This window comes from Bacillus marasmi (genome assembly GCF_902168435.1).
In the GTDB taxonomy this organism is placed as follows: Bacteria; Bacillota; Bacilli; order Bacillales; family Cytobacillaceae; genus Bacillus_BU; species Bacillus_BU marasmi.
In genome coordinates this window covers 30118-52978 of sequence record NZ_LR656165.1, presented here as the reverse complement: position 1 = coordinate 52978, position 22861 = coordinate 30118, and the positions used below count along the sequence as shown (strand labels likewise).

At 38.2% G+C, this 22861-nt stretch carries 24 protein-coding genes and 1 other annotated feature; of the genes, 17 read left to right on the top strand and 7 right to left on the bottom strand.

All coding sequences use genetic code 11. The annotated features are described in order from the left end of the window. Positions 1 to 174: 174 nt before the first annotated feature. The 11 genes from FXW34_RS02460 to FXW34_RS02410 all read left to right on the top strand — a co-directional run bounded on the left by FXW34_RS02460 (position 175) and on the right by FXW34_RS02410 (position 11077). A complete protein-coding gene (locus tag FXW34_RS02460; protein ID WP_147532394.1) occupies positions 175 to 318 on the top strand; it encodes a YqzL family protein in 144 nt (47 codons plus the stop codon). Positions 319 to 350: 32 nt separating this feature from the next. Next, positions 351 to 1109, top strand: coding sequence for a DNA repair protein RecO (recO, locus tag FXW34_RS02455; protein ID WP_147532393.1), 759 nt, complete (start codon positions 351 to 353; stop codon positions 1107 to 1109). A 39-nt stretch (positions 1110 to 1148) separates the two neighbouring features. Continuing rightward, positions 1149 to 1320, top strand: a binding site (T-box leader). Between the two features lie 248 nt (positions 1321 to 1568). After that, positions 1569 to 2951: a glycine--tRNA ligase gene (locus FXW34_RS02450; protein ID WP_147532392.1), complete on the top strand. Its 1383-nt coding sequence runs from the start codon at positions 1569 to 1571 to the stop codon at positions 2949 to 2951. A gap of 192 nt (positions 2952 to 3143) precedes the next feature. Beyond that, the gene (ccpN, locus tag FXW34_RS02445; RefSeq protein WP_187118809.1) at positions 3144 to 3779 is read left to right on the top strand and encodes a transcriptional regulator CcpN; all 636 of its coding nucleotides are present in this window, start codon (positions 3144 to 3146) and stop codon (positions 3777 to 3779) included. 29 nt (positions 3780 to 3808) lie between these two features. After that, positions 3809 to 4627, top strand: a complete 819-nt coding sequence (locus FXW34_RS02440; protein WP_147532390.1) for a pyruvate, water dikinase regulatory protein — start codon at positions 3809 to 3811, stop codon at positions 4625 to 4627. A gap of 335 nt (positions 4628 to 4962) precedes the next feature. Beyond that, positions 4963 to 5409 (top strand): YaiI/YqxD family protein, encoded by a 447-nt coding sequence (locus FXW34_RS02435; RefSeq protein WP_147532389.1) that lies wholly within the window; start codon positions 4963 to 4965, stop codon positions 5407 to 5409. Positions 5410 to 5448: 39 nt separating this feature from the next. Beyond that, positions 5449 to 7254 (top strand): DNA primase, encoded by a 1806-nt coding sequence (dnaG, locus tag FXW34_RS02430; protein ID WP_147532388.1) that lies wholly within the window; start codon positions 5449 to 5451, stop codon positions 7252 to 7254. Between the two features lie 38 nt (positions 7255 to 7292). Next, positions 7293 to 8420, top strand: coding sequence for an RNA polymerase sigma factor RpoD (gene rpoD / locus FXW34_RS02425; RefSeq protein WP_147532387.1), 1128 nt, complete (start codon positions 7293 to 7295; stop codon positions 8418 to 8420). 366 nt (positions 8421 to 8786) lie between these two features. Beyond that, complete coding sequence (gene cccA, locus FXW34_RS02420) at positions 8787 to 9149, top strand: cytochrome c550 (protein ID WP_147532386.1); 363 nt, start codon at positions 8787 to 8789, stop codon at positions 9147 to 9149. 103 nt (positions 9150 to 9252) lie between these two features. Then, on the top strand, positions 9253 to 9975 hold the full coding sequence (locus tag FXW34_RS02415; RefSeq protein WP_147532385.1) for a tRNA (adenine(22)-N(1))-methyltransferase: 723 nt from the start codon (positions 9253 to 9255) through the stop codon (positions 9973 to 9975). After that, the gene (locus tag FXW34_RS02410; protein WP_147532384.1) at positions 9962 to 11077 is read left to right on the top strand and encodes a Nif3-like dinuclear metal center hexameric protein; all 1116 of its coding nucleotides are present in this window, start codon (positions 9962 to 9964) and stop codon (positions 11075 to 11077) included. Before FXW34_RS02415 ends, FXW34_RS02410 begins: the two co-directional genes overlap by 14 nt. Positions 11078 to 11812: 735 nt before the next feature. On the opposite strand, the gene FXW34_RS02405 is transcribed toward FXW34_RS02410, so the two are convergent. Together FXW34_RS02405 and vrrA are read right to left on the bottom strand one after the other, a co-directional pair. After that, complete coding sequence (locus FXW34_RS02405; protein WP_147532383.1) at positions 11813 to 12751, bottom strand: 4-hydroxy-3-methylbut-2-enyl diphosphate reductase; 939 nt, start codon at positions 12749 to 12751, stop codon at positions 11813 to 11815. A 196-nt stretch (positions 12752 to 12947) separates the two neighbouring features. Further along, a complete protein-coding gene (gene vrrA / locus FXW34_RS02400; protein WP_147532382.1) occupies positions 12948 to 13751 on the bottom strand; it encodes a VrrA/YqfQ family protein in 804 nt (267 codons plus the stop codon). A gap of 196 nt (positions 13752 to 13947) precedes the next feature. Here vrrA and FXW34_RS02395 point away from each other — a divergent pair, with 196 nt between their 5' ends. Together FXW34_RS02395 and FXW34_RS02390 are read left to right on the top strand one after the other, a co-directional pair. Then, on the top strand, positions 13948 to 15264 hold the full coding sequence (locus FXW34_RS02395) for a DEAD/DEAH box helicase (RefSeq protein ID WP_147532381.1): 1317 nt from the start codon (positions 13948 to 13950) through the stop codon (positions 15262 to 15264). A 29-nt stretch (positions 15265 to 15293) separates the two neighbouring features. After that, positions 15294 to 16187 carry a deoxyribonuclease IV gene (locus FXW34_RS02390; protein ID WP_147532380.1) on the top strand — a complete coding sequence of 298 codons (894 nt, stop codon included), beginning with the start codon at positions 15294 to 15296 and terminating at the stop codon, positions 16185 to 16187. 47 nt (positions 16188 to 16234) lie between these two features. Here the strand turns inward: FXW34_RS02390 and FXW34_RS02385 are convergent, their stop codons facing one another. Next, positions 16235 to 16495: a DUF2624 domain-containing protein gene (locus FXW34_RS02385; protein WP_147532379.1), complete on the bottom strand. Its 261-nt coding sequence runs from the start codon at positions 16493 to 16495 to the stop codon at positions 16235 to 16237. A 168-nt stretch (positions 16496 to 16663) separates the two neighbouring features. On the opposite strand from FXW34_RS02385, the gene FXW34_RS02380 reads away from it, so the two are divergent. Genes FXW34_RS02380 through FXW34_RS02370 form a run of 3 tightly spaced genes read left to right on the top strand, consistent with a single transcriptional unit; the run spans position 16664 to position 18715 of the window. After that, positions 16664 to 17449 carry a metal ABC transporter ATP-binding protein gene (locus tag FXW34_RS02380; protein WP_147532378.1) on the top strand — a complete coding sequence of 262 codons (786 nt, stop codon included), beginning with the start codon at positions 16664 to 16666 and terminating at the stop codon, positions 17447 to 17449. Then, positions 17446 to 18288, top strand: a complete 843-nt coding sequence (locus FXW34_RS02375) for a metal ABC transporter permease (protein WP_147532377.1) — start codon at positions 17446 to 17448, stop codon at positions 18286 to 18288. The genes FXW34_RS02380 and FXW34_RS02375 overlap by 4 nt, the downstream gene beginning before the upstream one ends. A 16-nt stretch (positions 18289 to 18304) precedes the next feature. Beyond that, a complete protein-coding gene (locus FXW34_RS02370) occupies positions 18305 to 18715 on the top strand; it encodes a Fur family transcriptional regulator (RefSeq protein ID WP_147532376.1) in 411 nt (136 codons plus the stop codon). A 483-nt stretch (positions 18716 to 19198) separates the two neighbouring features. On the opposite strand, the gene FXW34_RS02365 is transcribed toward FXW34_RS02370, so the two are convergent. Then, positions 19199 to 19771, bottom strand: coding sequence for a hypothetical protein (locus FXW34_RS02365; protein WP_147532722.1), 573 nt, complete (start codon positions 19769 to 19771; stop codon positions 19199 to 19201). 176 nt (positions 19772 to 19947) lie between these two features. On the opposite strand from FXW34_RS02365, the gene FXW34_RS02360 reads away from it, so the two are divergent. Further along, positions 19948 to 20331, top strand: a complete 384-nt coding sequence (locus FXW34_RS02360; RefSeq protein WP_246140829.1) for a hypothetical protein — start codon at positions 19948 to 19950, stop codon at positions 20329 to 20331. 61 nt (positions 20332 to 20392) lie between these two features. Here the strand turns inward: FXW34_RS02360 and ispG are convergent, their stop codons facing one another. From ispG to FXW34_RS02345, 3 genes are all read right to left on the bottom strand, one after another. Continuing rightward, on the bottom strand, positions 20393 to 21556 hold the full coding sequence (gene ispG, locus FXW34_RS02355) for a flavodoxin-dependent (E)-4-hydroxy-3-methylbut-2-enyl-diphosphate synthase (protein ID WP_187118808.1): 1164 nt from the start codon (positions 21554 to 21556) through the stop codon (positions 20393 to 20395). A 69-nt stretch (positions 21557 to 21625) separates the two neighbouring features. Continuing rightward, the gene (locus FXW34_RS02350; protein WP_147532374.1) at positions 21626 to 21961 is read right to left on the bottom strand and encodes a LysM peptidoglycan-binding domain-containing protein; all 336 of its coding nucleotides are present in this window, start codon (positions 21959 to 21961) and stop codon (positions 21626 to 21628) included. Between the two features lie 88 nt (positions 21962 to 22049). Next, positions 22050 to 22823, bottom strand: coding sequence for a DUF1189 domain-containing protein (locus FXW34_RS02345; protein ID WP_147532373.1), 774 nt, complete (start codon positions 22821 to 22823; stop codon positions 22050 to 22052). Between the last annotated feature and the right edge of the window lie 38 nt (positions 22824 to 22861).

Here is a 22861-nt window from a genome sequence, read left to right as displayed (position 1 = left end):
AATTTGCATTAAGATAACAACAATATTTACATTATTAGCAACGAACGATATTTATGCATCGAGCCGGTTTACAATTTTTTCGTCTCATGTTTTTGGAATGAAAGGCTATGATAATTGTAAAGGATTTGGGATTGAAGACAGTGCTAGTTGACAATTTGAAAGGTGGGGTTTTCGATGTTGGAATTTACCTGGAAGGTATTCTCAAATACAGGTAACATTGACACGTATCTTCTTTTCAAGGAACTTGAAAAAGAAAATCATGAAATACCCGGTGAACAGGATGACGAGCTAGCAGAATTTGATTTTCCCATCTCATAGGTTTGTTTCGTTGCAATGGATGGTGACTGTACATGTTTCAAAAATGTGAAGGCATCGTCATTAGAACAACGGATTATGGTGAGACCAATAAAGTTGTCACTTTATATACACGTGAATGGGGGAAAGTTGGTGTGATGGCACGAGGTGCAAAAAAGCCCAATAGTAGGCTTTCGGCTATCACCCAGCTTTTTACATATGGTTACTTCTTAATACAAAAAAGCAAGGGGCTAGGAAGTCTACAACAGGGAGAAATGATTTCTTCGTTGCGCTCGATTCGCGAAGATATCTTTTTAACTGCCTATGCGAGTTATATTGTTGATTTAACAGATAAAGCAACAGTCGATGAAAAAAAGCCTAATCCTTTTCTATTTGAACTGCTATACCAGACATTAACCTTAATGAATGAAGGTTATGATTTAGATATTTTGACAAATATTTATGAAATGAAGCTGCTAGACATGTTTGGTCTCCATCCATGTCTTGACCACTGTGCTGTTTGTGGTACTACGAATGGACAATTTTCGTTTTCAGTTAGGGAAGGTGGGTTTATCTGTCATCTTTGTGTAGAGAGTGATCCTTACGCGATAGCCATATCACCAGCAACGGTAAAGCTATTGCGGATTTTCTATTATTTTGATTTATCACGGCTTGGAAACATTGATGTTAAAATGGAGACAAAGCTTCAATTAAAAAAGGTCATTACAGCCTATTATGATGAATACTCTGGGCTCCACTTAAAAACGAAGAAATTTCTTAATCAAATTGATAAAATGCGCGATATGCTAACTTGACAACCTGTTCACTATCGATTAACATCTAAATTAAATTTAATAGTTGCACTGAAGGAAAGGAGTACTTAACTTTCTTTATTGAAGCGAGTCTAGGGTGGTGTGAGCTAGATATAAAGCGTTAAGGAAAGGCATTCTGGAGCAACGTTAATTCCAAGAGGCTGCAAATTAGCAGCAAATAGGGTGGAACCGCGGGTTAACTCTCGTCCCTATGCTTACAAGCATAGGGTCGGGAGTTTTTTATTTGAAGGCTGTGTTAATGCACAGTGTTGATTTTTTTCCAGGTTGATCTTCGCTGCAGGCACGTAGACTCCTATGGGAGTAGCTGGCATGGGAGACCCCACAGGCGCAAAGCGCCGAGGAGGCTCCCAGTTAGCCCCATGAACCGCACGTGCCTGAAGCGGAAATCAACATCCAAATTTTCACAGCTAATTTAAAAAAATAAGTAAAGGAGTACATAACATGAGCGTTACTATGGAACAAATCGTTTCACATGCGAAACACAGAGGTTTTATTTTTCCAGGTTCTGAAATTTATGGAGGTTTAGCAAATACTTGGGATTACGGTCCGCTTGGCGTTGAGCTAAAAAATAACATTAAGCAAGCATGGTGGAAAAAATTCATTCATCAATCTCCATACAATGTAGGTTTGGATTCTGCAATTTTAATGAACCCAAGAACATGGGAGGCATCTGGTCATATTGGAAACTTTAATGATCCGATGATCGATTGTAAAAAATGTAAGGCAAGACATCGTGCAGATAAATTAATTGAAAATGCGCTTGATGAAAAAGGAATTGAAATGGTAGTAGATGGCCTTCCGTTTGAAAAAATGGAGGAATTAATCGCTGAACACAAAATCGCTTGTCCTGATTGTGGTGCACAGGATTACACTGGAATTCGCCAATTCAATCTTATGTTTAAGACACATCAAGGTGTAACTGAAACAAGTGCTAATGAAATCTTCCTTCGTCCTGAAACAGCACAAGGTATTTTTGTTAACTTCAAAAATGTGCAACGGACAATGCGAAAAAAACTTCCGTTTGGTATTGCACAAATCGGTAAAAGCTTCCGAAATGAAATAACACCGGGTAATTTCACTTTCAGAACGAGAGAATTCGAACAAATGGAGCTTGAATTCTTCTGTAAGCCAGGTGAAGAATTAAAATGGTTTGATTATTGGAAGCAATTTGCTGAGCAATGGCTATTATCATTGGGAATGAAGCAAGAAAATCTAAGACTTCGTGATCATAACGAAGATGAATTATCTCATTACAGTAATGCAACAACTGATTTTGAATATAAATTCCCATTTGGTTGGGGCGAGCTTTGGGGAGTTGCTTCACGTACCGATTATGATTTAAAGCAACATATGGAGTTTTCAGGTGAAGATTTCCACTATTTAGATCAAGAAACAAATGAGAAATATGTTCCATATTGTATCGAGCCTTCACTTGGTGCGGACCGCGTTACTTTGGCCTATTTAATCGATGCTTATGATGAGGAGCAATTAGAGGATGGTACAGCTAGAACGGTTATGCATTTACATCCTGCGCTTGCACCGTTTAAAGCAGCAATTTTACCGCTTTCAAAAAAACTGTCGGAAGATGCAAGAGAAGTATACGATATGCTTGCTGAGCAATTCCTAGTTGATTATGATGAATCTGGTTCAATTGGTAAAAGATACCGTCGCCATGATGAAATCGGTACTCCATTCTGCATTACCTTTGATTTTGATTCTAAGGAAGACAAAATGGTTACCGTTCGTGACCGCGATACAATGGAACAATCAAGAATTCCAATCGCTGAACTAGTGCAATTTATTCAAAATAAAATATCTTTTTAATTGTATGACATTTATTTACTACCTTGTTTAACGTGAAAAAGTGCGGTTCTCCGCACTTTTTCAATAATATTTGAGCTAAACCCTTGTTTCTTAACTTTTCTTGCCCGATAATTAGTATATAATAATTTTAAATAGTATAACCTCAATGTGTTTTGGATATTTAAAATATTTAAATGGTTTTTAAACAGGGTGGTGAGGACAATCGAACTGAATAGTCGTCAAGAACAAATACTTCAGATTGTAAAAGAAAATGGGCCAATAACTGGTGAAAATATTGCTGACCGGTTAAATTTAACTAGAGCAACACTAAGACCTGATTTAGCCATTTTAACAATGGCGGGATATTTAGATGCCAGACCAAGGGTAGGTTATTTTTACACAGGAAAGTCTGGTGTACAATTACTTACTGAGAATTTAAAGAATATATATGTTAAGGATTATCAATCCATTCCAGTCGTAATCAATGAGAGTGTTTCAGTTTATGATGCGATTGTTACGATGTTTTTAGAAGATGTTGGGACATTATTTGTAGTCGATCAAAATTCTATTTTGGTCGGTGTATTGTCAAGAAAGGACTTACTTCGAGCTAGTCTTGGTAAACAGGAATTAGCTGCCTTGCCAGTTAATATCATTATGACCAGAATGCCTAACATTACCGTATGCCAAAAAGAAGATTTATTAATTGATATTGCGGTCAAACTAATTGAAAAACAAATTGATGCCCTACCTATAGTTAAGGAAACAGAAAAAGGCTATGAAGTGATTGGCCGCGTGACAAAAACAAATATTACAAAGGCCTTTGTTGCTCTTGCATCTGGTGATGAATAAGGTCTGCCCGTAGGAGTTGGTTTAGAGGAATGAGTAGGTTACCGATAATATATGTCGTATCCGATTCGGTCGGGGAAACGGCCGAGCTTGTTACAAAAGCGGCGATCAGTCAATTTAATGGAACTAGTGTGGCGCTAAAACGATTCCCCTATGTTGAGGACTTGGCACATATAGATGAAGTAATTTCATTAGTGAAGCTTGATCGAGGCATGATTGCTTACACTTTAGTAAAGCCCGATATGAGAAACTATATGAAAGAGGTTTCCAAAAAAGAAGGAATACCGGCTTGTGATTTAATCGGACCATTAATGGATCAAATCGAGGTTTTTAGTGGGAAAACACCACTTCATGAACCTGGGCTTGTTCGAAAATTGGATGAAGATTATTTTAAAAAGGTTGAAGCAATTGAGTTTGCAGTGAAATACGATGATGGACGTGACCCACGTGGAATTATTAAAGCCGATATCGTATTATTAGGTGTTTCAAGGACTTCCAAAACGCCGTTATCTCAATACTTAGCACATAAACGCTTAAAAGTAGCAAATGTACCGATAGTGCCGGAAGTGGACCCGCCTGAGGAGATTTTCCATTCGGCACCGCATAAATGCTTTGCTTTAAAAATTAGTCCTGATAAATTAAACCAAATACGGCGAGAACGTTTAATATCTCTCGGATTAAATGATCAAGCAAGCTATGCAAATATAGAACGCATTAAGGAAGAATTAGAGTTTTTTGAAACGGTCATCGAGAAAATCGGCTGTCCTGTTATTGATGTTACGAACAAAGCTGTTGAAGAAACAGCAAATGTAATCTTGAATCTGTATCAAAAGAAGGTACAAGGCCAGTAAATGTAGAATATAGTAAAGGGCTGACCCAAAGATGGTGTCAGTCCTTTACATTTTGTCATGAATACGAATTCGTGATTATGTCGATAATCAAAATACTTATACCAAATATAAATTATTTTCAAGAAAATCAATGGAAATAATTGCACTAATGTACTATAATAAAAAATTGTGATAAAAAGTCTCAGAAATAGGTTTAGAGTTGATTGTGAACGAATAAACTATTTATTGTGAGATGTCAAGGGAACCACTCTGAAAAAAATCGACATGTTTCTCTGTTTAAAAGTTATCAATAAAAGAAGGAATATGTGGAGTGATGTAGAATAATTAGTAATAAAATTAACAAACGTACTATTTTTGTCGACGCAGATTCTTGTCCAGTAAAACAAGAACTTCTATATATTGCTAATCAATTTGAGATTCCGGTTGTGTTTGTTGCATCCTATGCACATATGTCCATTCATCCTCCCGAGGAACGCTGGATTTATGTTGATAATGAAAAGGAGGCAGCTGATTTATATATCCAAAATCATATTAGCAAATGGGATATCGTTGTTACGCAGGATATTGGGTTGGCGTCAACACTTTTGCTGAAGGAGGTTTCAGTTCTCTCCCCAAAAGGGATGGTGTATAAAGAGGAAGATATGGAGACTGCCTTACAAATGCGATTTCTTTCCGCAAAAGCACGCCGCAGGGGACAATATGGGAAGGGACCAAAACCTTTTTCAAAGGACGATCGGCAGAGATTTATTCACCAATTGACAGAGCTTTTAAGTGATGAATAGGCAAAGTCAATAATTCCTGTAAAGGTATGGAGTTGTAGTATGGCAGAAATGATTGCCGAAGAAAAAATTAACCAAATCCGCCAAACGATTGATATTGTTGATGTAATTAGCGAATATATTCAATTGAAGAAGCAAGGGCGAAATTATTTTGGCTTATGTCCATTTCATGGTGAAAATAGCCCATCCTTCTCAGTATCACCCGATAAGCAAATATTCCATTGCTTTGGCTGTGGTGCAGGAGGTAATGTTTTTACCTTTTTAATGGAAAAGGATGGTTTAACCTTTATTGAAGCTGCAGTTAAACTTGCCGCAAGAGCAAAGATTGATTTGGAGATTGAAACAAATCCACAGGTAAAATCTATACCTAAGGATTTACAATCAATGCTCGATGCTCATGACCTTTTACGTAAATTTTACCACCATTTGCTGGTAAATACAAAGGAAGGTCAAGATGCTCTTGAATATTTATTAGCGAGAGGCTTTACAAAGGAATCAATTGATAAATTTCAAATCGGTTATGCTCTTCCGTCCTGGGATTATACGGTAAAATTGCTATCTAGTAAGGGCTATTCAATTGAATTGTTAGAAAAAGCCGGATTGATTGCAAGACGTGAACGTGATGGAACAGCGCTTGATCGCTTTCGTAATCGCGTTATGTTTCCGATTTTTGATCGTAATGGAAATACGATTGCTTTTTCAGGGAGATCTCTAGGGGGCGATGACCCCAAATACTTAAATAGTCCCGAAACAGCGATCTTTAATAAAAGTAAAATATTATACAATTATCATTTAGCAAGACCAGCGATGCGAAAACTGCAGCATGCAGTCCTTTTTGAAGGATTCGCAGACGTTATCGCAGCCGATCGTTCCGGGGTAGTTAACGGCGTTGCCACAATGGGTACATCTTTGACAGATGATCATGTTGACATGTTGCGACGTAATTGTCATACGATTACTGTGTGCTATGACTCAGATCATGCTGGAATAGAAGCTGCATATCGGGCAGGAACGATGCTCTCAAGCGTAGGATTGAATGTTTTAGTGGCAATGATGCCTGATGGATTAGACCCTGATGACTACATCAAAAAATATGGTGGTGAAAAATTTTCCAATGATGTAATAGGGGCAAGCGTTACGTTCATGTCCTTCAAAATACGTTATTTCCGCCGCGGAAAAAATCTACAACATGAAGGAGAACGACTCCTTTACATCGAAGAAGTATTAAGGGAAATAAGCAAGCTAGAAAAAGCTGTTGAAAGAGATATTTATTTAAGACAAATTGCCGACGAGTTTTCATTGTCCCTTGATGCACTGATTCAGCAATTGGAATCATACCGGGGAAAAACTATAGAAAATAAAGGTAATAAAACAAATGTCCCAAAGCAACAGCAGCTTGTCGTAAAAAAGCCAACACAACAATTGAAGCCTGCTTTCCATAATGCTGAAAGGCATTTACTTGCTCACATGTTAAAGGACAGTGAGCTTGCCTTTAAGGTACAAACACTTCTAGCAGGAAATACCTTTAACATTGATGAACATCAAGCAATTTTTACTTACTTATTAGGTTATTACGAGGAAGGAAATCCGCCTGATTCCAGCTTGTTTTTAAATTTTATTGGGGATGAGCGCTTACGGAGAATCGTAACTGATATTGAAATGATGTTGATTAATGAGGAATTATCCGAAAAGGAATTATCTGATTATATTAAACAGGTGTTGAATTATCAAAAAATGTTAAAGATAAAAGAAAAAGAGGCAGAAAGAACGGAAGCAGAGCGTCAAAACGATATTCATAAAGCAGCACGCTTAGCAATGGAAATCATCCAACTGCGAAAGTCGCTATAGATTGTTTGATTTTTTGATTTTTGGAAGGAGGGGGACATATGGCTGAAAAACCAGCCCGTTCAAAAGAGGTCGATACTGAATTGACTCTAGAACAGATCAAGGACCAGTTAACAGAAACTGGTAAGAAAATTGGTGTCCTTAATTATGACGATATAGCTGAAAAATTAGCTCAGTTTGAATTAGATTCTCATCAAATGGATGAGTTTTATGAATTTTTAGGGGACCAAGGTGTGGAATTAGTTGGTGATGGTGATGATGAGGATCCGAGTCTTCCTGAACTTTCAAAGGGAGATGAGGAAGAATTTGATTTAAACGATCTCAGTGTCCCTCCGGGTGTGAAAATTAATGACCCTGTCCGTATGTACTTAAAAGAAATTGGTCGGGTAGATCTTCTCTCCGCTGAAGAAGAAATTAATTTAGCTACACGTATTGAAGAGGGAGACGAAGAAGCAAAAAGACGTCTTGCTGAAGCGAACCTACGTCTTGTCGTTAGTATAGCTAAACGTTATGTTGGTCGCGGCATGCTTTTCCTTGACTTAATTCAAGAAGGAAACATGGGTCTCATTAAAGCAGTTGAGAAGTTTGACTACCGTAAAGGCTTTAAATTCAGTACGTATGCCACTTGGTGGATTCGTCAAGCCATTACTCGTGCAATTGCTGACCAAGCACGTACTATCCGGATTCCAGTTCATATGGTTGAAACCATTAACAAGTTAATTCGTGTTCAAAGACAATTACTTCAGGATCTTGGTCGCGAACCGACACCGGAAGAAATTGCTGAAGACATGGATTTAACTCCTGATAAGGTTCGTGAGATATTGAAAATTGCTCAAGAACCAGTTTCGCTTGAAACGCCAATTGGGGAAGAAGATGATTCCCATCTTGGAGATTTCATCGAGGATCAGGATGCAACTTCTCCATCCGAGCATGCAGCATACGAATTATTAAAAGAACAACTTGAAGATGTTCTTGATACTTTGACAGATCGTGAAGAAAACGTGCTACGTTTACGATTTGGTTTAGACGATGGTCGTACACGGACGCTTGAAGAAGTAGGTAAAGTCTTCGGTGTAACCCGTGAGCGTATCCGACAAATCGAAGCAAAAGCACTTCGTAAGCTTAGACACCCTAGTCGTAGCAAGCGTTTAAAAGACTTTTTAGAATAGATGGATAAAATAGTTTACTTCTTAATGAAGTAAGCTATTTTTTTAATTGTTAACTTTTAAATAGATATTTCTCTATTGACATAATTTTACTGAACTATTCTTTTATTTGCAAATGAGTTTTCAAATTATTTCCAATAAATATTAAAGTTTTTTGAATATTTAAATAATATCCTACATCCATTATAAACCCTAATGTAAGCGTATTCAACATCGAAGATTGCTGAATTTTTCAGATAAATAACACATTATTTGTCATTTCCTGTGATAAAGTTAACTTTAGGGCTTTTCCTATTTTGAATTTTCAAGTAAAATAGTAGTTGTTTGTAATATTTATTTCTTTATTGTCATTACATAGGAGGGAATAAGATGAATCGTAATCCGATCATCCCGTTTGTGGTCATCATGGTTTTTGGGATTGGCCTCATGTTTTTACTTTCATTCAAAGGGCTAGGGGACGCAGAAGAATTAGCTAAAGAAGCTGAAGGCGGCGGCGAAAAGACAGAACAAGCTGCAGCAAATCCAGAGGACATCTACAAGCAAAGCTGTGTAGGCTGTCACGGGGCCGATTACAGTGGGGGTGTAGGTCCTAAACTTACAGGTGTTGGCGACAAATTATCTGAAGAAGAGATTGCTGATATCGTTACAAATGGTAAAGGCGGAATGCCTGGCGGTTTAGTACCAGCTGATAAAGCTGCTGATATGGCTAAATGGCTTGCTAAACTTAAATAATTATGGAAAAGTCCTTTGCATAAGCAAAGGACTTTTTCTATACTTAGAGGAGTGTAATATTTAACATATTTGAATTAGCAAGATGAAAGCGTGGGAATGATTGATGAATACAGATACATTATCGTTGCGTCTGCAGACGGTTGTAAAATACATACCTAAAGGCTTTAGAATGGCTGATATTGGTTCAGACCATGCTTACCTCCCCTGTCATGTGGTGAAACGTGGAATTGCTCCATTTGCTATTGCAGGAGAAGTTGTGCAAGGTCCGTTTCAATCTGCCGTTAAGCAAGTGAAAATAGAAGGTCTAGAAACTCAAATTTCAGTGCGTATGGGCGATGGCTTGGAAGTAGTAAATTCTGGCGAGGTTGATTGCATCACGATTTGCGGAATGGGAGGGACGCTTATTTCCACAATTTTAGAAGGTGGAAAGAATAAACTTGATCAAGTTAAGCGTTTAATCCTTCAGCCTAATGTCGGTTCAAGAGCAGTAAGAGTCTGGTTATATGAAAATAATTGGAAGCTATTTGCAGAAGAGATTCTTGAAGAGGATGGAAAGGTATATGAAGTAATTGTAGCTGAACCTGGTGAACCTCGCACAGGGTATTCTGAAAATCTTGAAGCAGGTTTTCTACTAGGCCCTATACTAACGAAAAAGCAAAATGAGCCGTTTCGAATAAAATGGGAAGGTGAGCTTGCAAATTGGCGCCGAATTTTAGCGCAAATGGAACAAGGAAATGAAAGTGCTGAAAACGAACTAAGAAAACAGGATATTCATCAGAAAATGCGTATTGTCGAGGAGGCCCTACATTTAGATGAAAAAAGTTAATGGCTTTGAGCTTATACAGTTGTTTGAACAGTTCTCTCCTAAGGAATATGCAATGGAAGGGGATAAAATTGGTTTGCAAATCGGCTGCCTCAATAAGCCAATCGAAAATGTAATGATTGCCTTAGACGTGTTGGAAAATGTGGTGGACGAAGCGATAGAAAAAAATGTTCAGCTTATCATTGCCCACCATCCTCCAATATTTCGACCGTTACAAAAATTAGTGACAGATACTACTCAGGGACGGATGCTCGAAAAATTAATTAAACATGATATTGCCGTTTATGCGGCCCACACTAATCTGGATGTTGCGCCAGGGGGTGTAAATGACCTGTTAGCACAAGCCTTGGAACTTGAGAATGTTCAGTTACTCTCACCAACTTATGAAACAAAGTTAAAAAAGCTTGTGGTGTTTGTTCCACACACACATAGTACTGCTGTCCGCGAGGCTCTTGGTAATGCAGGTGCAGGAGCAATAGGGAATTATAGTCATTGTACATTTACAAGCGAGGGAACAGGTTCCTTTTTACCGGGAGAGAATACTAATCCGTACATTGGGAAGCAAGGGGAAATTGAATCGGTTTCAGAGGAACGGATTGAGACTATTTTTCCAGCTTCAATTGAAAAGCGTGTCTTGACGGCTATGCTAAAAGCTCATCCGTATGAGGAGGTTGCTTTTGATATTTATCCCCTAGCTAATAAGGGGGAGGAGCTCGGTCTCGGGAGAATCGGGACGATTGAAGAGACAACTTTAAGTGAATTTGCACAGTATGTGAAGCAGGTTTTTGGGTTAAGTGGGGTTCGGGTTGTTGGAGATTTAAATGCAAAAGTTAAAAAGGTCGCTGTTTTGGGTGGAGATGGTGGTAAATATTGGAGTCAGGCGAAATTTAAAGGGGCAGATGTCTATGTAACAGGTGACATGTACTATCACGTTGCTCATGATGCGATGCTGGCTGGATTAAACATCGTCGACCCTGGCCACCATGTTGAGATGGTTATGAAACAAGGTGTAACAAATGTGCTCACAAATATGTGTAATGAAAAGGGCTACGAGGTAAACATATTCCCTTCTGAACTAGTAACCGATCCATTTCAGTTTTTATAAAGACAATCTGTCATAAAAATGAAAAAGGCTGGACAAAAGTATTTCGGCTAAACTAAAATCGAAACAATCATGCAAAATTCTAAATTAGAATTTCACATGATTGTTCGGTTTTTTTTTTTACGAGGTGTGTCTATTCACCCGATTGTTGATTTTCCATAATTGGTCTAATTCGAGATGGATTTTGCCTGGGATTTTGAAATTTTGCTAGGTTTTAGATGAAAAATGCGAGATTTTTTTTGAAAACGTGACTGTTTTGGGTTAAATCTACATCTTTTTTGATAAAAATCATCGTTTTTGGTTAAAAAATAAGTATTTTTCACGATTTCATTTAATTAGTGGGAGATTATTTGCACAATATTTCTGTGATATGAACAGGAAATTGTGGATATGCTTCATTTGAAAAAATATATGATACAACTTTTTGGATATATGCACGACTTTTAAAATATATGCACAACTTTTGATAGGCTCCTAAAAATTATGCACAGGAAAACCAGGATATGCACACAAATATGCATTTATGAACACATTTAGCATGATATGTACAACCCGAAATTTAGGTGCCATTTAGGTGCCTGTCACCGCCCGAATTGTCTTTACCACTATAAATACGAGGCAGAGACAAAACCTAGTTTTGATACAAAAAAGCCTGTGGAATTTTTACAATGAGTAAAATTTCACAGGCTTCGCCTTTTTCATGTATAGAAGCGAGTTTTGTCCCAGCCTCTTTTTAGCTTAACTTTTTATCTTCGGTAAAATTTTATTTAGTGGAACTTTTTTCTCTTTTACCCAGGTAGATTCATCTTTAGGGTCGTATTGCTCTAGGAATGAGATGACTTCCTTTGTAATCGGGGTTGGCGTTGAAGCGCCTGATGTTACGGCAACTGTTTCCGCATCTTTTAGCCAGTCAAGCTCTAATTCCGTTATATCAGCAATTCGATATGACTTTGTAGCAGCAATTTCTTCAGAAACTTGGGCTAGGCGGTTCGAGTTATTGCTTTTTGGATCACCCACTACGATTAACACATCTGCTTCACCAGCTTGCTGTGCAACGGCTTCCTGACGGACTTGTGTTGCCATGCATATTTCATTATGGATTTCGACGTGAGGATATTTTTCTTTCACTTTATCCATGATATGCTTAACGTCCCACTGGCTCATCGTTGTTTGATTCGTGACGATAATTTTATCTGAGTCTAGCGTAAGCGCTTCTACATCTGCAACGGTTTCAACTAAGTGGACAGCATTTGGAGCGACACCGACAGCGCCCTCGGGCTCTGGATGGCCTTTTTTGCCAATATAAATAATTTGGAAGCCTTCTTTTTCTTTCTCTAAAATTAACGTATGAGTTTTGGTAACATCTGGACATGTTGCATCAATCGTTATCAAGCCTTTTTTCTTCGCTAGTTCACGGACCTCCGGAGAGATTCCATGAGCTGTGAAAATCACTGTCCCTGTTTCAACTTTATCAAGGATTTCAAGGCGGTTTTTACCGTCGAGCGTAATGATTCCTTCTTCTGCAAAAGCATCGGTAACATGTTTGTTATGAACAATCATACCGAGTATATATATTGGACGTGGTAAAGATTTATCTAAAGCAGCATTGCGTGCAACGACCATTGCATCGACAACGCCGTAACAATATCCGCGTGGCGAGATTTTGATGACTTTCATGAATTTAGTTCCCCCTATAAACTAGTTCTATTTCTTCGTATATATTATAAAGGACTCTTGCGGAGAATTCAAAAACTCACCAGGTGTCTGAGTGCTGTTTTACATAAATATAAATAAAAATATAAGCTACCAAATTGAGCTTTTTGCTCAAAGCTGGTAGCCATTGGTATCAAGTAGTATAAAAAAATAAATAAGCCTAAATATACATTCTTGGAAAAGACCGTCTTTCTTGCAGTACATCCTTATTTTTTAATCCTTTAGAAACCTCTGCTTCTTCACTCTCATCCCAATTATCATGTTCATCACTGTGTTTTCTTGTACGATGCTTGTGACTATAACTTCTTGTATTTACTTGGTGGGAAGTTGAAATATCATTTGTTGCTCCAGATTCATCATCGGATTCATCATCAGATTCATATTCAATGATTTCCTCAACTTCACTTAAGCTTGCTGATTCTTCAATTTCAATCGTACTTTCTTCATTCTCCTCATCATTTGTGGCAGTTGCATCCTTTAAACCACGGTAAAGCCGCCACATTGCTGGTAAATTTTTCACAATAGGACCATATTGTGAAACTAATGGAGTAATTTGCTGAAAGGCATTTAACACTTGTTGTGTATTATTTAAAAACCCGGAAATCGCTGTGGGATTGGTTAACGTTTGAAGTAATGAACCTCCCGATGCCGCCCCACCAGTTGCTGCCGCCCTAGTTGCGCTAGGGGCCATCCCAAGAAAACCTCCTCCACCCATCTGAGGCATTTGCGGAGTGGTTTTCCCAAAAAGCTTAGCTAAAAGTCCTCCTCCAGCTCGTGAGTTTGTTTGGCCATACGATCCCATTTGTCCTCTTTGTCTTGTAAAACCGCCCCTTCTCATTTGCGTGGAAGGATATGTTGGATACATTTGCATGTTTCTCCTAGGTTGATACATTGGATATGGGTATTGCCCAGCTTGATTGCGAGGCATTCCCCAGTTTTGGGGCATTTGTTGTCTATTTACCATCGGTTTACCTCCTTTCAAACACACCTTTTCTTTACTGTATGCAACGAACCAATTATAGGTTAGGTAGATTTGGAAAAAATAAAAATGATGGTTATCGTAGCTTTTATATAATGATTAGTGATAAAGTGGAGTTTTATTGTAATCTTTATTATAATTACAGGATGAAAGTTTTTAGAGAAGACGAAGGAGCACGAATATGAAAAAAACAAAATTTGAACGATATGAATTTAAGCCGTTCATCATGGATGCTATACACGAACTAGGTTTTCAGGAGCCAACTGAAATTCAGGAGCGAATGATTCCGTTAATGTTAAAAGAAGAAAGTACTATTGGTCAATCACAGACTGGAACAGGTAAGACACATGCTTATATTTTACCAATCCTCCAAAAAATTGATCCAGAAAAGAAGGAAGTACAAGCAGTTATTACCGCACCGACCCGTGAGCTTGCTGACCAGATTTATCGTGAAATACTCAAGGTAACGGCGCATTGTCACCCCGATGAAGAGATTACAGCACGGGTTTACATGGGAGGAACGGACAAGCAGAGAACCATTGACAAGCTAAAGGTTCAGCCACATATTGTGGTTGGTACGCCAGGACGAATTAATGATTTGATTAAAGAACAGGCCCTTGTAGTATTTACTGCTGATATTCTTGTTGTGGATGAAGCGGACTTAGTGTTGGACATGGGGTTCATTGAAGATGTCGATATGATTGCTTCGAGAATGGCAGAAAGGCTTCATATGTTTGTATTTTCTGCAACGATACCAGAAAAATTAAAGCCATTCCTGAAAAAATACATGGAGAATCCGAAGTATATTCATATTGCACCAAAGCATATTGCTGCGGAAAAAATTGAACATTTACTGCTCCCATCACGTCACCGCAATAAAATTGAATTAACTTATACAGCATTAAAGCAGTTAAACCCTTATATGGCCATCGTATTTACTAATACGAAGAAAAATGCCGATGAAGTCGCTGATGCCTTGCTCCAAAAGGGTATGAAGGTTGGACGGATTCATGGTGATTTAACACCACGTGAACGGAAAAAAATGATGAAGCAAGTAAAGGACCTAGAATTTCAATATATCGTGGCGACAGACCTCGCTGCACGGGGAATTGATATTGAAGGTGTAAGTCATGTCATTAATTATGAGCTGCCAGACGATTTAGATTTTTATGTACACCGTGTTGGAAGAACAGCTCGAGCAGGCTTTTCAGGTATTGCTTTAACAATTTATGATTTATCGGATGAGGACGCGTTAAATAAACTTGAAAAAATCGGAATTAAGTTTAAAAACGTCGATCTACAAAAGGGTGAATTTGTCGATATCGGCGAACGCAACAAACGTAAAAATCGTCAAAAACAAAATGATGAAACGAAAGATAAAGCGAAAGCGTTTGTTCGTAAACCAAATAAGGTAAAACCAGGCTACAAAAAGAGAATGCAAGCTGAGGTTGAAAAAATCGAAAAACGCCAAAGACGTCTTAATCGTGGCAATAAATAAAGGAAACCAATAGAGGAGAGACTAGCTACATGTTGAAAATTGGATCACACGTATCGATGAGTGGTAGTAAAATGCTGCTAGCAGCGAGCCAGGAAGCTGTATCATACGGCGCTAACACCTTTATGATTTATACAGGTGCTCCACAAAATACGAGACGGAAAAAAATTGAAGACTTAAATATCGAAGAGGGTCGTCGTCACATGGAGATGAATGGAATCGATGAGATCATCGTTCATGCTCCTTACATTATTAATATTGGAAATACGACTAATCCGTCAACCTTTGAATTGGGTGTAAACTTCCTAAGAACAGAAATCGAACGTACACAGGCAATTGGAGCTAAACAAATTGTACTGCATCCTGGAGCTCATGTAGGTGCGGGAACAGAGTTAGGCATTAAGAAGATTGTTGAGGGGTTAAATGAGGTTCTGACCGGCCAAGAAACACTGCAAATTGCACTTGAAACAATGGCTGGTAAAGGAAGCGAATGTGGGCGGAATTTTGAGGAATTAGCAATGATAATGGATGGCGTCAATTACAGTGATCGCTTATCTGTTTGCTTCGATACATGTCATACACATGATGCCGGTTATAATATTGTTGACGACTTTGATGGTGTGCTAAATCAATTTGATAAAATTATTGGAATTGAGCGCTTAAAGGTGCTTCATATCAATGATAGTAAAAATGAACGTGGCAGCCATAAGGATCGTCACGAAAACATCGGCTTCGGGAAAATTGGCTTTGATGCATTGAACTATATTGTTCATCATCCGCAGCTAACAGACGTTCCAAAGATTCTTGAAACACCGTTTGTTGGTGAGGATAAAAATAATAAAAAAGCCCCATACAAGCAGGAGATTGCGATGCTAAGAAGCAAGCAGTTCAATGAGGACCTACTAGATATCATCATGCAGGGGTAGGGTGAAATATAAAAAAGCTGTGGACATACACAGCTTTTTTATTTTGCTTATTTAGTAAATGTAACAAAAAGCTTATTAATTTCCCTTGCTGTTTCAGGTCCGGCAATTTTGGCGATTTCTTTAATGACTTGTGCACGTTCCGAATCATTGAAAATATTTAAAGTTGTACCTCTTAAATATCGGGCAATTGTTTCAGACTGAGCTTTCGATAGATTGATGTTAAATTGATTAGCGTACTTTAACAACTCATCTCGAGTAATGGTTTTCAATTTATAGTTGATGATATTTTCGAAGATCTTCACCTGCATCACTCCCTCATTATAAGCCTATGAAGGATAATCATGATTTGTGCCTATTAATCCGTGATAAGCTGATTGAATTGTTTGTGAAAGTGAATAATGGTTTACAAGAGCCAGTTTATTATTGTATACTACAACATGTTAAATCGGAATGATTCTGATATACGGGTGGTCTAAATGAGTCAACAACAAACAATTGTAAATATACAGCATGTTTCATATCGTTATGAAAAGGAAAATGTACTCGAGGATATTAATTTATCGATTAATAAAGGAGCATTTTTAGGAATTGTCGGTCCGAATGGATCAGGAAAGTCAACGCTGTTAAAGCTGATTCTCGGATTAATTAAGCCGCAGACAGGAGAAATTCAGCTTTTTGGAGAAGATATTACCCGATTTAGGGAGTGGCAAAAATTGGGTTATGTCTCACAAAAAGCAAATTCCTTTAATACCGGTTTTCCCGCTACGATTTTTGAGGTAGTTGCCAGTGGACTAACAAAGAAAATCGGCATGTTTCGGAGGTTATCAAAAGGTGATCGACAGAAGGTAGTCAATGCCATCAAAATCGTTGGTATGGAGGCATTTCTCCATCAAAATATCGGGGAGCTTTCAGGTGGACAACAGCAACGGGTATTTATTGCTAGAGCACTTGTTAGTGAACCAGAGCTATTAATTTTAGATGAACCAACTGTTGGTGTCGATGCGAAAAATGTTGCTTCTTTTTACGAATTGCTCTATCAATTAAATAAACAACAGGGGATTACCATGTTATTGGTAACACACGATATTGGAGCAATCTCCGATAAGGTGACCCATGTGGCCTGTCTCAATAAGAATCTTCATTTTCATGGAGAAACACTGGAGTTTGAACAGCTTAAATTGGGGGAAATGAACGAATTTTATGGTCATGATATTCATGTTCTGTCCCATGATCATGTGCATACTGGGGGAACAAACCGATGATTTCTGGATTATTGAATTATGAATTTTTACAAAATGCATTTTTTACCGGAATTATCATTGGAGTGATGGCACCATTATTGGGCGTTTTTATTGTTGTTCGGCGTTTGTCTCTGATAGCTGATGCCCTAAGCCATGTCACTTTAGCTGGTATTGCCGCAAGCCTCCTGCTCCAAAAACAATTCGCTAGCTTAGCTACTTTAAACCCACTATATTTAGGGATTGCTTTTTCAGTAACTGGCTCATTGTTTATTGAAAAATTAAGGAGCGTTTATAAGCATTATCAGGAATTAGCCATTCCAATCATTTTATCCGGTGGAATTGGCTTAGGAGTTATTTTTATTTCACTTGCAGACGGTTTCAATACAGATTTGTACAGCTATTTATTTGGAAGTGTCAGTGCTGTGAGCCGTTCTGATTTATGGACAATCCTAATCATTAGTATTTTCGTGATTGCCATTGTTATTCTTTTATACAAAGAATTATTTCTACTATCCTTTGATGAAGAATACGCGAGAGCATCTGGAATTGCCTCCAAAAGTGTCCATTTTATCTTTATTGTTATGGTAGCTTTGGTGATAGCAGCATCAATGAGAATTGTTGGAATCCTGTTGGTTTCCTCGCTCATGACGCTTCCGGTTGCAGCAAGTATGAGGATTGCGAAAGGCTTTAAGCAAACGATACTTTATTCGATTTTGTTTGGAGAAATTTCCGTTTTAGGTGGTTTAGTGAGCTCTTATTATTTAGATTTAGCACCGGGAGGAACGATAGTCGTTATTGCCGTTCTCATTTTAATCATTACTATTTTCATTAAAAAATTAACAAATCTACGTCCTGCTTAATATTGGGGTGATATGAGTGAATGTTACAGACGCAATGAATTTATTAAAAGAACAGGGGTTTAAGCATACGGGTAAAAGGCAGGAAATGCTTCAATTATTCGCTGAGCATAATAAATATTTAACAGCAAAAGATGTATTGGATAGCATGAAAAATCGCTACCCTGGTCTAAGCTTTGATACCATTTATCGCAATTTATCTTTGTTTGTGGACCTTGGTGTTTTTGAGATGACTGAGTTATCTGGGGAAAAGCATTTTCGCTTTGCCTGTTCACATAGTCATCACCATCACCATTTTATTTGCTTGGAATGTGGGAAAACAAAAGATATTGCAGCATGTCCAATGGTCGGTTTAATGGAGGATCTAAAGGGGTATGAAATATCTGATCATAAATTTGAAATTTATGGTCGGTGTCCGGATTGCCATTAATATTAGCGGACACCCAAGCCCTTATTTGTGCTAAATGCAGTTCTTCAGAGTTGGAAGCGGACATAGAATCCCTTATTTGCCAGAAAAACTCTGTAATCTTTAAGATATTAATTAAATAAGGTATCTGATGTCCGCAAACCGCGTAAATGAAGGCAAATTACTATAAATAAGGTACTCAGTGTCCTCTAGAAGTGGAAGGTCAATAATTAGCGGACACCCAGGCCTCTATTTGTGCTAAAAGCAGTAATTCAGTGGTGGAAGCGGACATAGGATCCCTTATTTGCCTGAAATACGGTGTAATCTTCAAGATAATGACTATTTAAGGTCTCTGATGTCCGCAATCCACGTAAATGAAGGCAAATTACTATAAATAAGGTACTCAGTGTCCGTTCGAATCTTTATTTAAAGCGGTATTTTAAAAAAACACGACTACTCTTCTTGATTTGGAAGAGTAGTCGTGTTTTTTTGTTCAAAATATTTGGCTCAGCTGTTATTTTTTAGCCATTTTTCAACCCATTGATATGCCTCGTTCCAATGATTGACTCTGATGACTCCAGAAGGAATAGGGTCCTGATTGTATGGAGTATTAAAAAGAATGACCGGAATTTGACATTCCTCGTGAATCATCACGGCATTATCATGTTTGTCCTCGAAAAATAAATCGACTTCGTATTGCTTTGCGGCTTTGATTTTATCGTGTGAACCAATTAATTCAACATGATCAAATTTTAAGCCGTTTTTCATAAACCATTCCTTCGTAATCTGGAGTAAATGGGTCCGTCTGGCACTTATGAAAAACATTTCGTGCTTTGTTTCCCATTTGTTTAAAACCTCCTTTGCACCTTGCGCTAGCGGTGATTTGGCGTATATTTCCGGCTCAGTTTCTAAAAACCATTGCGCCAGTTCTTCACCTGGTACATTCACAAAAGGGGTAAGATCATATTGAGTGATATCATTTAGGGTAAGTTGTAAATTAAAGGATGAATTAAGAAACGGCAATAATGCTGCCGGACAGGTAACAGTACCATCAATATCTATTCCAAAACGCTTTTTAATGTTGCTCACTCCTATTTCTTTTAATCCTAAGCTTGCTTAGCTAATTTTTTTTCTTCAACTTTTTTAATTTAACATAGAAACATCCTACATTATAGTAAAACATTGTCATAGTGAAACGTAAACAAATGACAAACAATATAACTGCTCCATTAATGAAAGCGAGGGATCAGATCAATATGGCAGATGGAAAAATGTTTGGAACTCAAACACAAGGTAACATTGATGATAACACTGTTGATATCAAGCATCGTCTACCAGCACCTGATTATATTGAAGAAACCTCAGCAGAAATTGCAGCACCTGTTTCATTTGGTAATACGTTCACAGACCGAAGCACGAACGAGCGAGGCGATACACAAACAGCTGGGAAGGGAATTGGGATAGGAGCCTTGGCGCTATCCATAATCTCACTGTTTGTATTACCGGTTCTCTTCGGTGCAGCAGGAATTATCCTTGGGTTTGTTGCGCGTCGTAAGGGAGCAGAGAGCATGGGGAATTGGGCAATCGGCATCGGTACAGTTTCGATTATTGTCGGTATGTTTATACTCCCGTTCTTTTAAAAATTTCGTCATTGTGGAGCAACAAAAAAACGCTTGGCAAAGTGCCAGGCGTTTTTTATATTTATTCCTTCACGGCAGCCTCTGCTTGTGCTTCAGCTGCTTTTTTGGCGAAGTATTCTTTGGCTACTTGATCAATTTCCTTTTTTAGTTCCTCGACCATTACATCTTCAGGAACCTTGCGGACAATTTTCCCTTTTCTAAATAGCAAGCCTTCTCCTCTTGCACCAGCGATGCCTATATCTGCTTCACGCGCTTCTCCTGGTCCGTTAACTGCGCAACCAAGTACTGCAACTTTAATTGGCGCCTTTATTTTTTGAATGTACTCTTCGACTTCATTCGCGATGCTAATTAAATCGATTTCAATCCTACCGCAAGTCGGGCAGGAAATTAATGTAGCGGCATTAGAAGAAAGTCCAAATACCTTCAAGAGCTCCCTAGCTACCTTAACTTCCTCGACTGGGTCGGCGCTTAAAGAAATTCTAAGCGTATTTCCGATCCCTTTGCTTAAAATCGCACCTAACCCGGCAGCACTTTTAACCGTTCCTGCAAATAAAGTACCAGACTCAGTAATTCCTAAGTGTAGTGGGTAATCAAATGCCTTGGCCGCTTTTTCGTATGCTTCAATAGCAAGTGGTACATCTGAGGCCTTCATCGAAACGATAATATTATGAAAATCTAGATCCTCCAGTATTTTTATATGATGGAGGGCGCTTTCGACCATCCCATCCGCTGTAGGATATCCGTACTTATCTAAAATTCTTTTCTCCAATGAACCTGCATTAACTCCGATTCGAATCGGGATTCCCCGCTCTTTAGCAGCCTTAACAACTGCTTCTACCTTCTCACGTTTTCCGATGTTTCCTGGGTTGATGCGTATTTTGTCTGCGCCGCCTTCAATCGCTTTTAACGCTAATTTATAATCGAAATGAATATCAACGACCAATGGGATGTTAATGCGCTTTTTTATTTCACTAATCGCGTTAGCCGCGCGTTCATCAGGACAGGCAACGCGGACAATCTGACAGCCGGCTTCCTCAAGTCGTTTAATTTCTGCAACTGTTGCTTCGACATCATGTGTTTTCGTCGTTGTCATACTTTGAATCACAAGCTCGTTATTCCCACCGATTGTTAAATTACCAACTCGAATTGGTCGTGTTTTTGTACGATGTATTATTTCACTCAATTGTGGTCGCTCCTTTAAATAATGGAATGTTGTCAGGAACATTCAAGTAAGTTCACTTAATTATTGTATCAATGATTGCCTATCATTGACAACAATGATGGTATACGGCATTTAATCTGCTTTTTTGTATTTAGGGAATTTATAGGCCTTTCCAATTTGGATTTCTTCTGGCTTCACACCCTCATTAAGCTTTTGAAAATCGGAAATGACCTTTGAGATAGAAACAGGAAGTGGACCGCTCGAATTTTTCTCGACGATGGATAGCACAGTATCGCCAGGTTTAACGGTTTTTTCTTTAAAGGGAATATTTACATTTGGTGAGGTAGAAGCTGGGACGGCTGGCTCCTCTGTCGTTTTTTCGGGCAAAGAAACCGACCCTTCTGTTAAATCGTGATAGATTGCGTACAGGACTAGAACGGCGATGAGTATTGTGAATAATCGTCTCAATTAGGACACCTCTCCAAAATGGAAGTTTGTCCAAATGTATGCTTTTATGTTTTATTTTAGAACAAAAAAAGCGCCAAATCTGGCGCTATTATGCATTTTTAGATTGTGGAATTTCTTTTACGGCTAAAAATAATACCATATAGGCTACAACCCAGTTAAGTAAAAACCCGCCAGGTACTACTGTTTGTAAGGCATTCATAATCGTAAAGAAAAGAGTAGGTAGCGTAACACTATAAGCCGACATCCGCCAAAGCTGACCGTAATTCAATCTTCTTTTTGTTAAATTTTTTATCATTAGACCTAGAACTGCCAAGATTGAAATTTCGATAAATTTTACACCTGATGCAAAAATATAATTCATGAGTACCATCAAGGGGAGGATGATAAATAGTGAAGAATCGATCGTATCAATAAGGTCAATGATTTCCCCTTTATTTAAGTTTGAAAGGTTCTCCAACATCGAATAAGGGTACGCTTGGGTACTTTCACCTTGTACAAGGACAAATTCATCCTTCAGCATGCCAATTCCTAGGTTAATGTTTTTTAAATCGGATGAATCGGCCTCACCAGTTGAGTCAAAAACAAAAACAAATTCTTCCTTTGTAATCGTAATAGGTTTGTCTGAATCTGACTGAAGTTTCCCGTTTTCAATCGTGAATTCAGGTAATTCATTTTGGATCGTATCCTTGGCTGTACTCACAGCACTAGTCATTGCTGTGCTTAAATAATAAACAGAAGGAATGATGGAGACCAAAGTAAGTAGGAAAACAAATAATATTGTTTTGCCGATTCCTTGAAAACGGGTAATCGCTATATCCTTTGGGGAATAGCAGCTTTTTACTAATTGCATAAAAACGTTCATATGTATCCACCTCTTTAATATTCAAACTCTATTTTAGC

Coding starts and splice junctions, on each gene's coding strand:
- FXW34_RS02460 (WP_147532394.1), top strand. CDS start 175: ATGTTGGAATTTACCTGGAAGGTATTCTCAAATACAGGTAACATTGAC.
- recO (WP_147532393.1), top strand. CDS start 351: ATGTTTCAAAAATGTGAAGGCATCGTCATTAGAACAACGGATTATGGT.
- FXW34_RS02450 (WP_147532392.1), top strand. CDS start 1,569: ATGAGCGTTACTATGGAACAAATCGTTTCACATGCGAAACACAGAGGT.
- FXW34_RS02440 (WP_147532390.1), top strand. CDS start 3,809: ATGAGTAGGTTACCGATAATATATGTCGTATCCGATTCGGTCGGGGAA.
- dnaG (WP_147532388.1), top strand. CDS start 5,449: ATGGCAGAAATGATTGCCGAAGAAAAAATTAACCAAATCCGCCAAACG.
- rpoD (WP_147532387.1), top strand. CDS start 7,293: ATGGCTGAAAAACCAGCCCGTTCAAAAGAGGTCGATACTGAATTGACT.
- cccA (WP_147532386.1), top strand. CDS start 8,787: ATGAATCGTAATCCGATCATCCCGTTTGTGGTCATCATGGTTTTTGGG.
- FXW34_RS02415 (WP_147532385.1), top strand. CDS start 9,253: ATGAATACAGATACATTATCGTTGCGTCTGCAGACGGTTGTAAAATAC.
- FXW34_RS02410 (WP_147532384.1), top strand. CDS start 9,962: ATGAAAAAAGTTAATGGCTTTGAGCTTATACAGTTGTTTGAACAGTTC.
- FXW34_RS02405 (WP_147532383.1), bottom strand. CDS start 12,751: ATGAAAGTCATCAAAATCTCGCCACGCGGATATTGTTACGGCGTTGTC.
- vrrA (WP_147532382.1), bottom strand. CDS start 13,751: ATGGTAAATAGACAACAAATGCCCCAAAACTGGGGAATGCCTCGCAAT.
- FXW34_RS02395 (WP_147532381.1), top strand. CDS start 13,948: ATGAAAAAAACAAAATTTGAACGATATGAATTTAAGCCGTTCATCATG.
- FXW34_RS02390 (WP_147532380.1), top strand. CDS start 15,294: ATGTTGAAAATTGGATCACACGTATCGATGAGTGGTAGTAAAATGCTG.
- FXW34_RS02385 (WP_147532379.1), bottom strand. CDS start 16,495: ATGCAGGTGAAGATCTTCGAAAATATCATCAACTATAAATTGAAAACC.
- FXW34_RS02380 (WP_147532378.1), top strand. CDS start 16,664: ATGAGTCAACAACAAACAATTGTAAATATACAGCATGTTTCATATCGT.
- FXW34_RS02375 (WP_147532377.1), top strand. CDS start 17,446: ATGATTTCTGGATTATTGAATTATGAATTTTTACAAAATGCATTTTTT.
- FXW34_RS02360 (WP_246140829.1), top strand. CDS start 19,948: ATGGCAGATGGAAAAATGTTTGGAACTCAAACACAAGGTAACATTGAT.
- ispG (WP_187118808.1), bottom strand. CDS start 21,556: ATGTTCCTGACAACATTCCATTATTTAAAGGAGCGACCACAATTGAGT.
- FXW34_RS02345 (WP_147532373.1), bottom strand. CDS start 22,823: ATGAACGTTTTTATGCAATTAGTAAAAAGCTGCTATTCCCCAAAGGAT.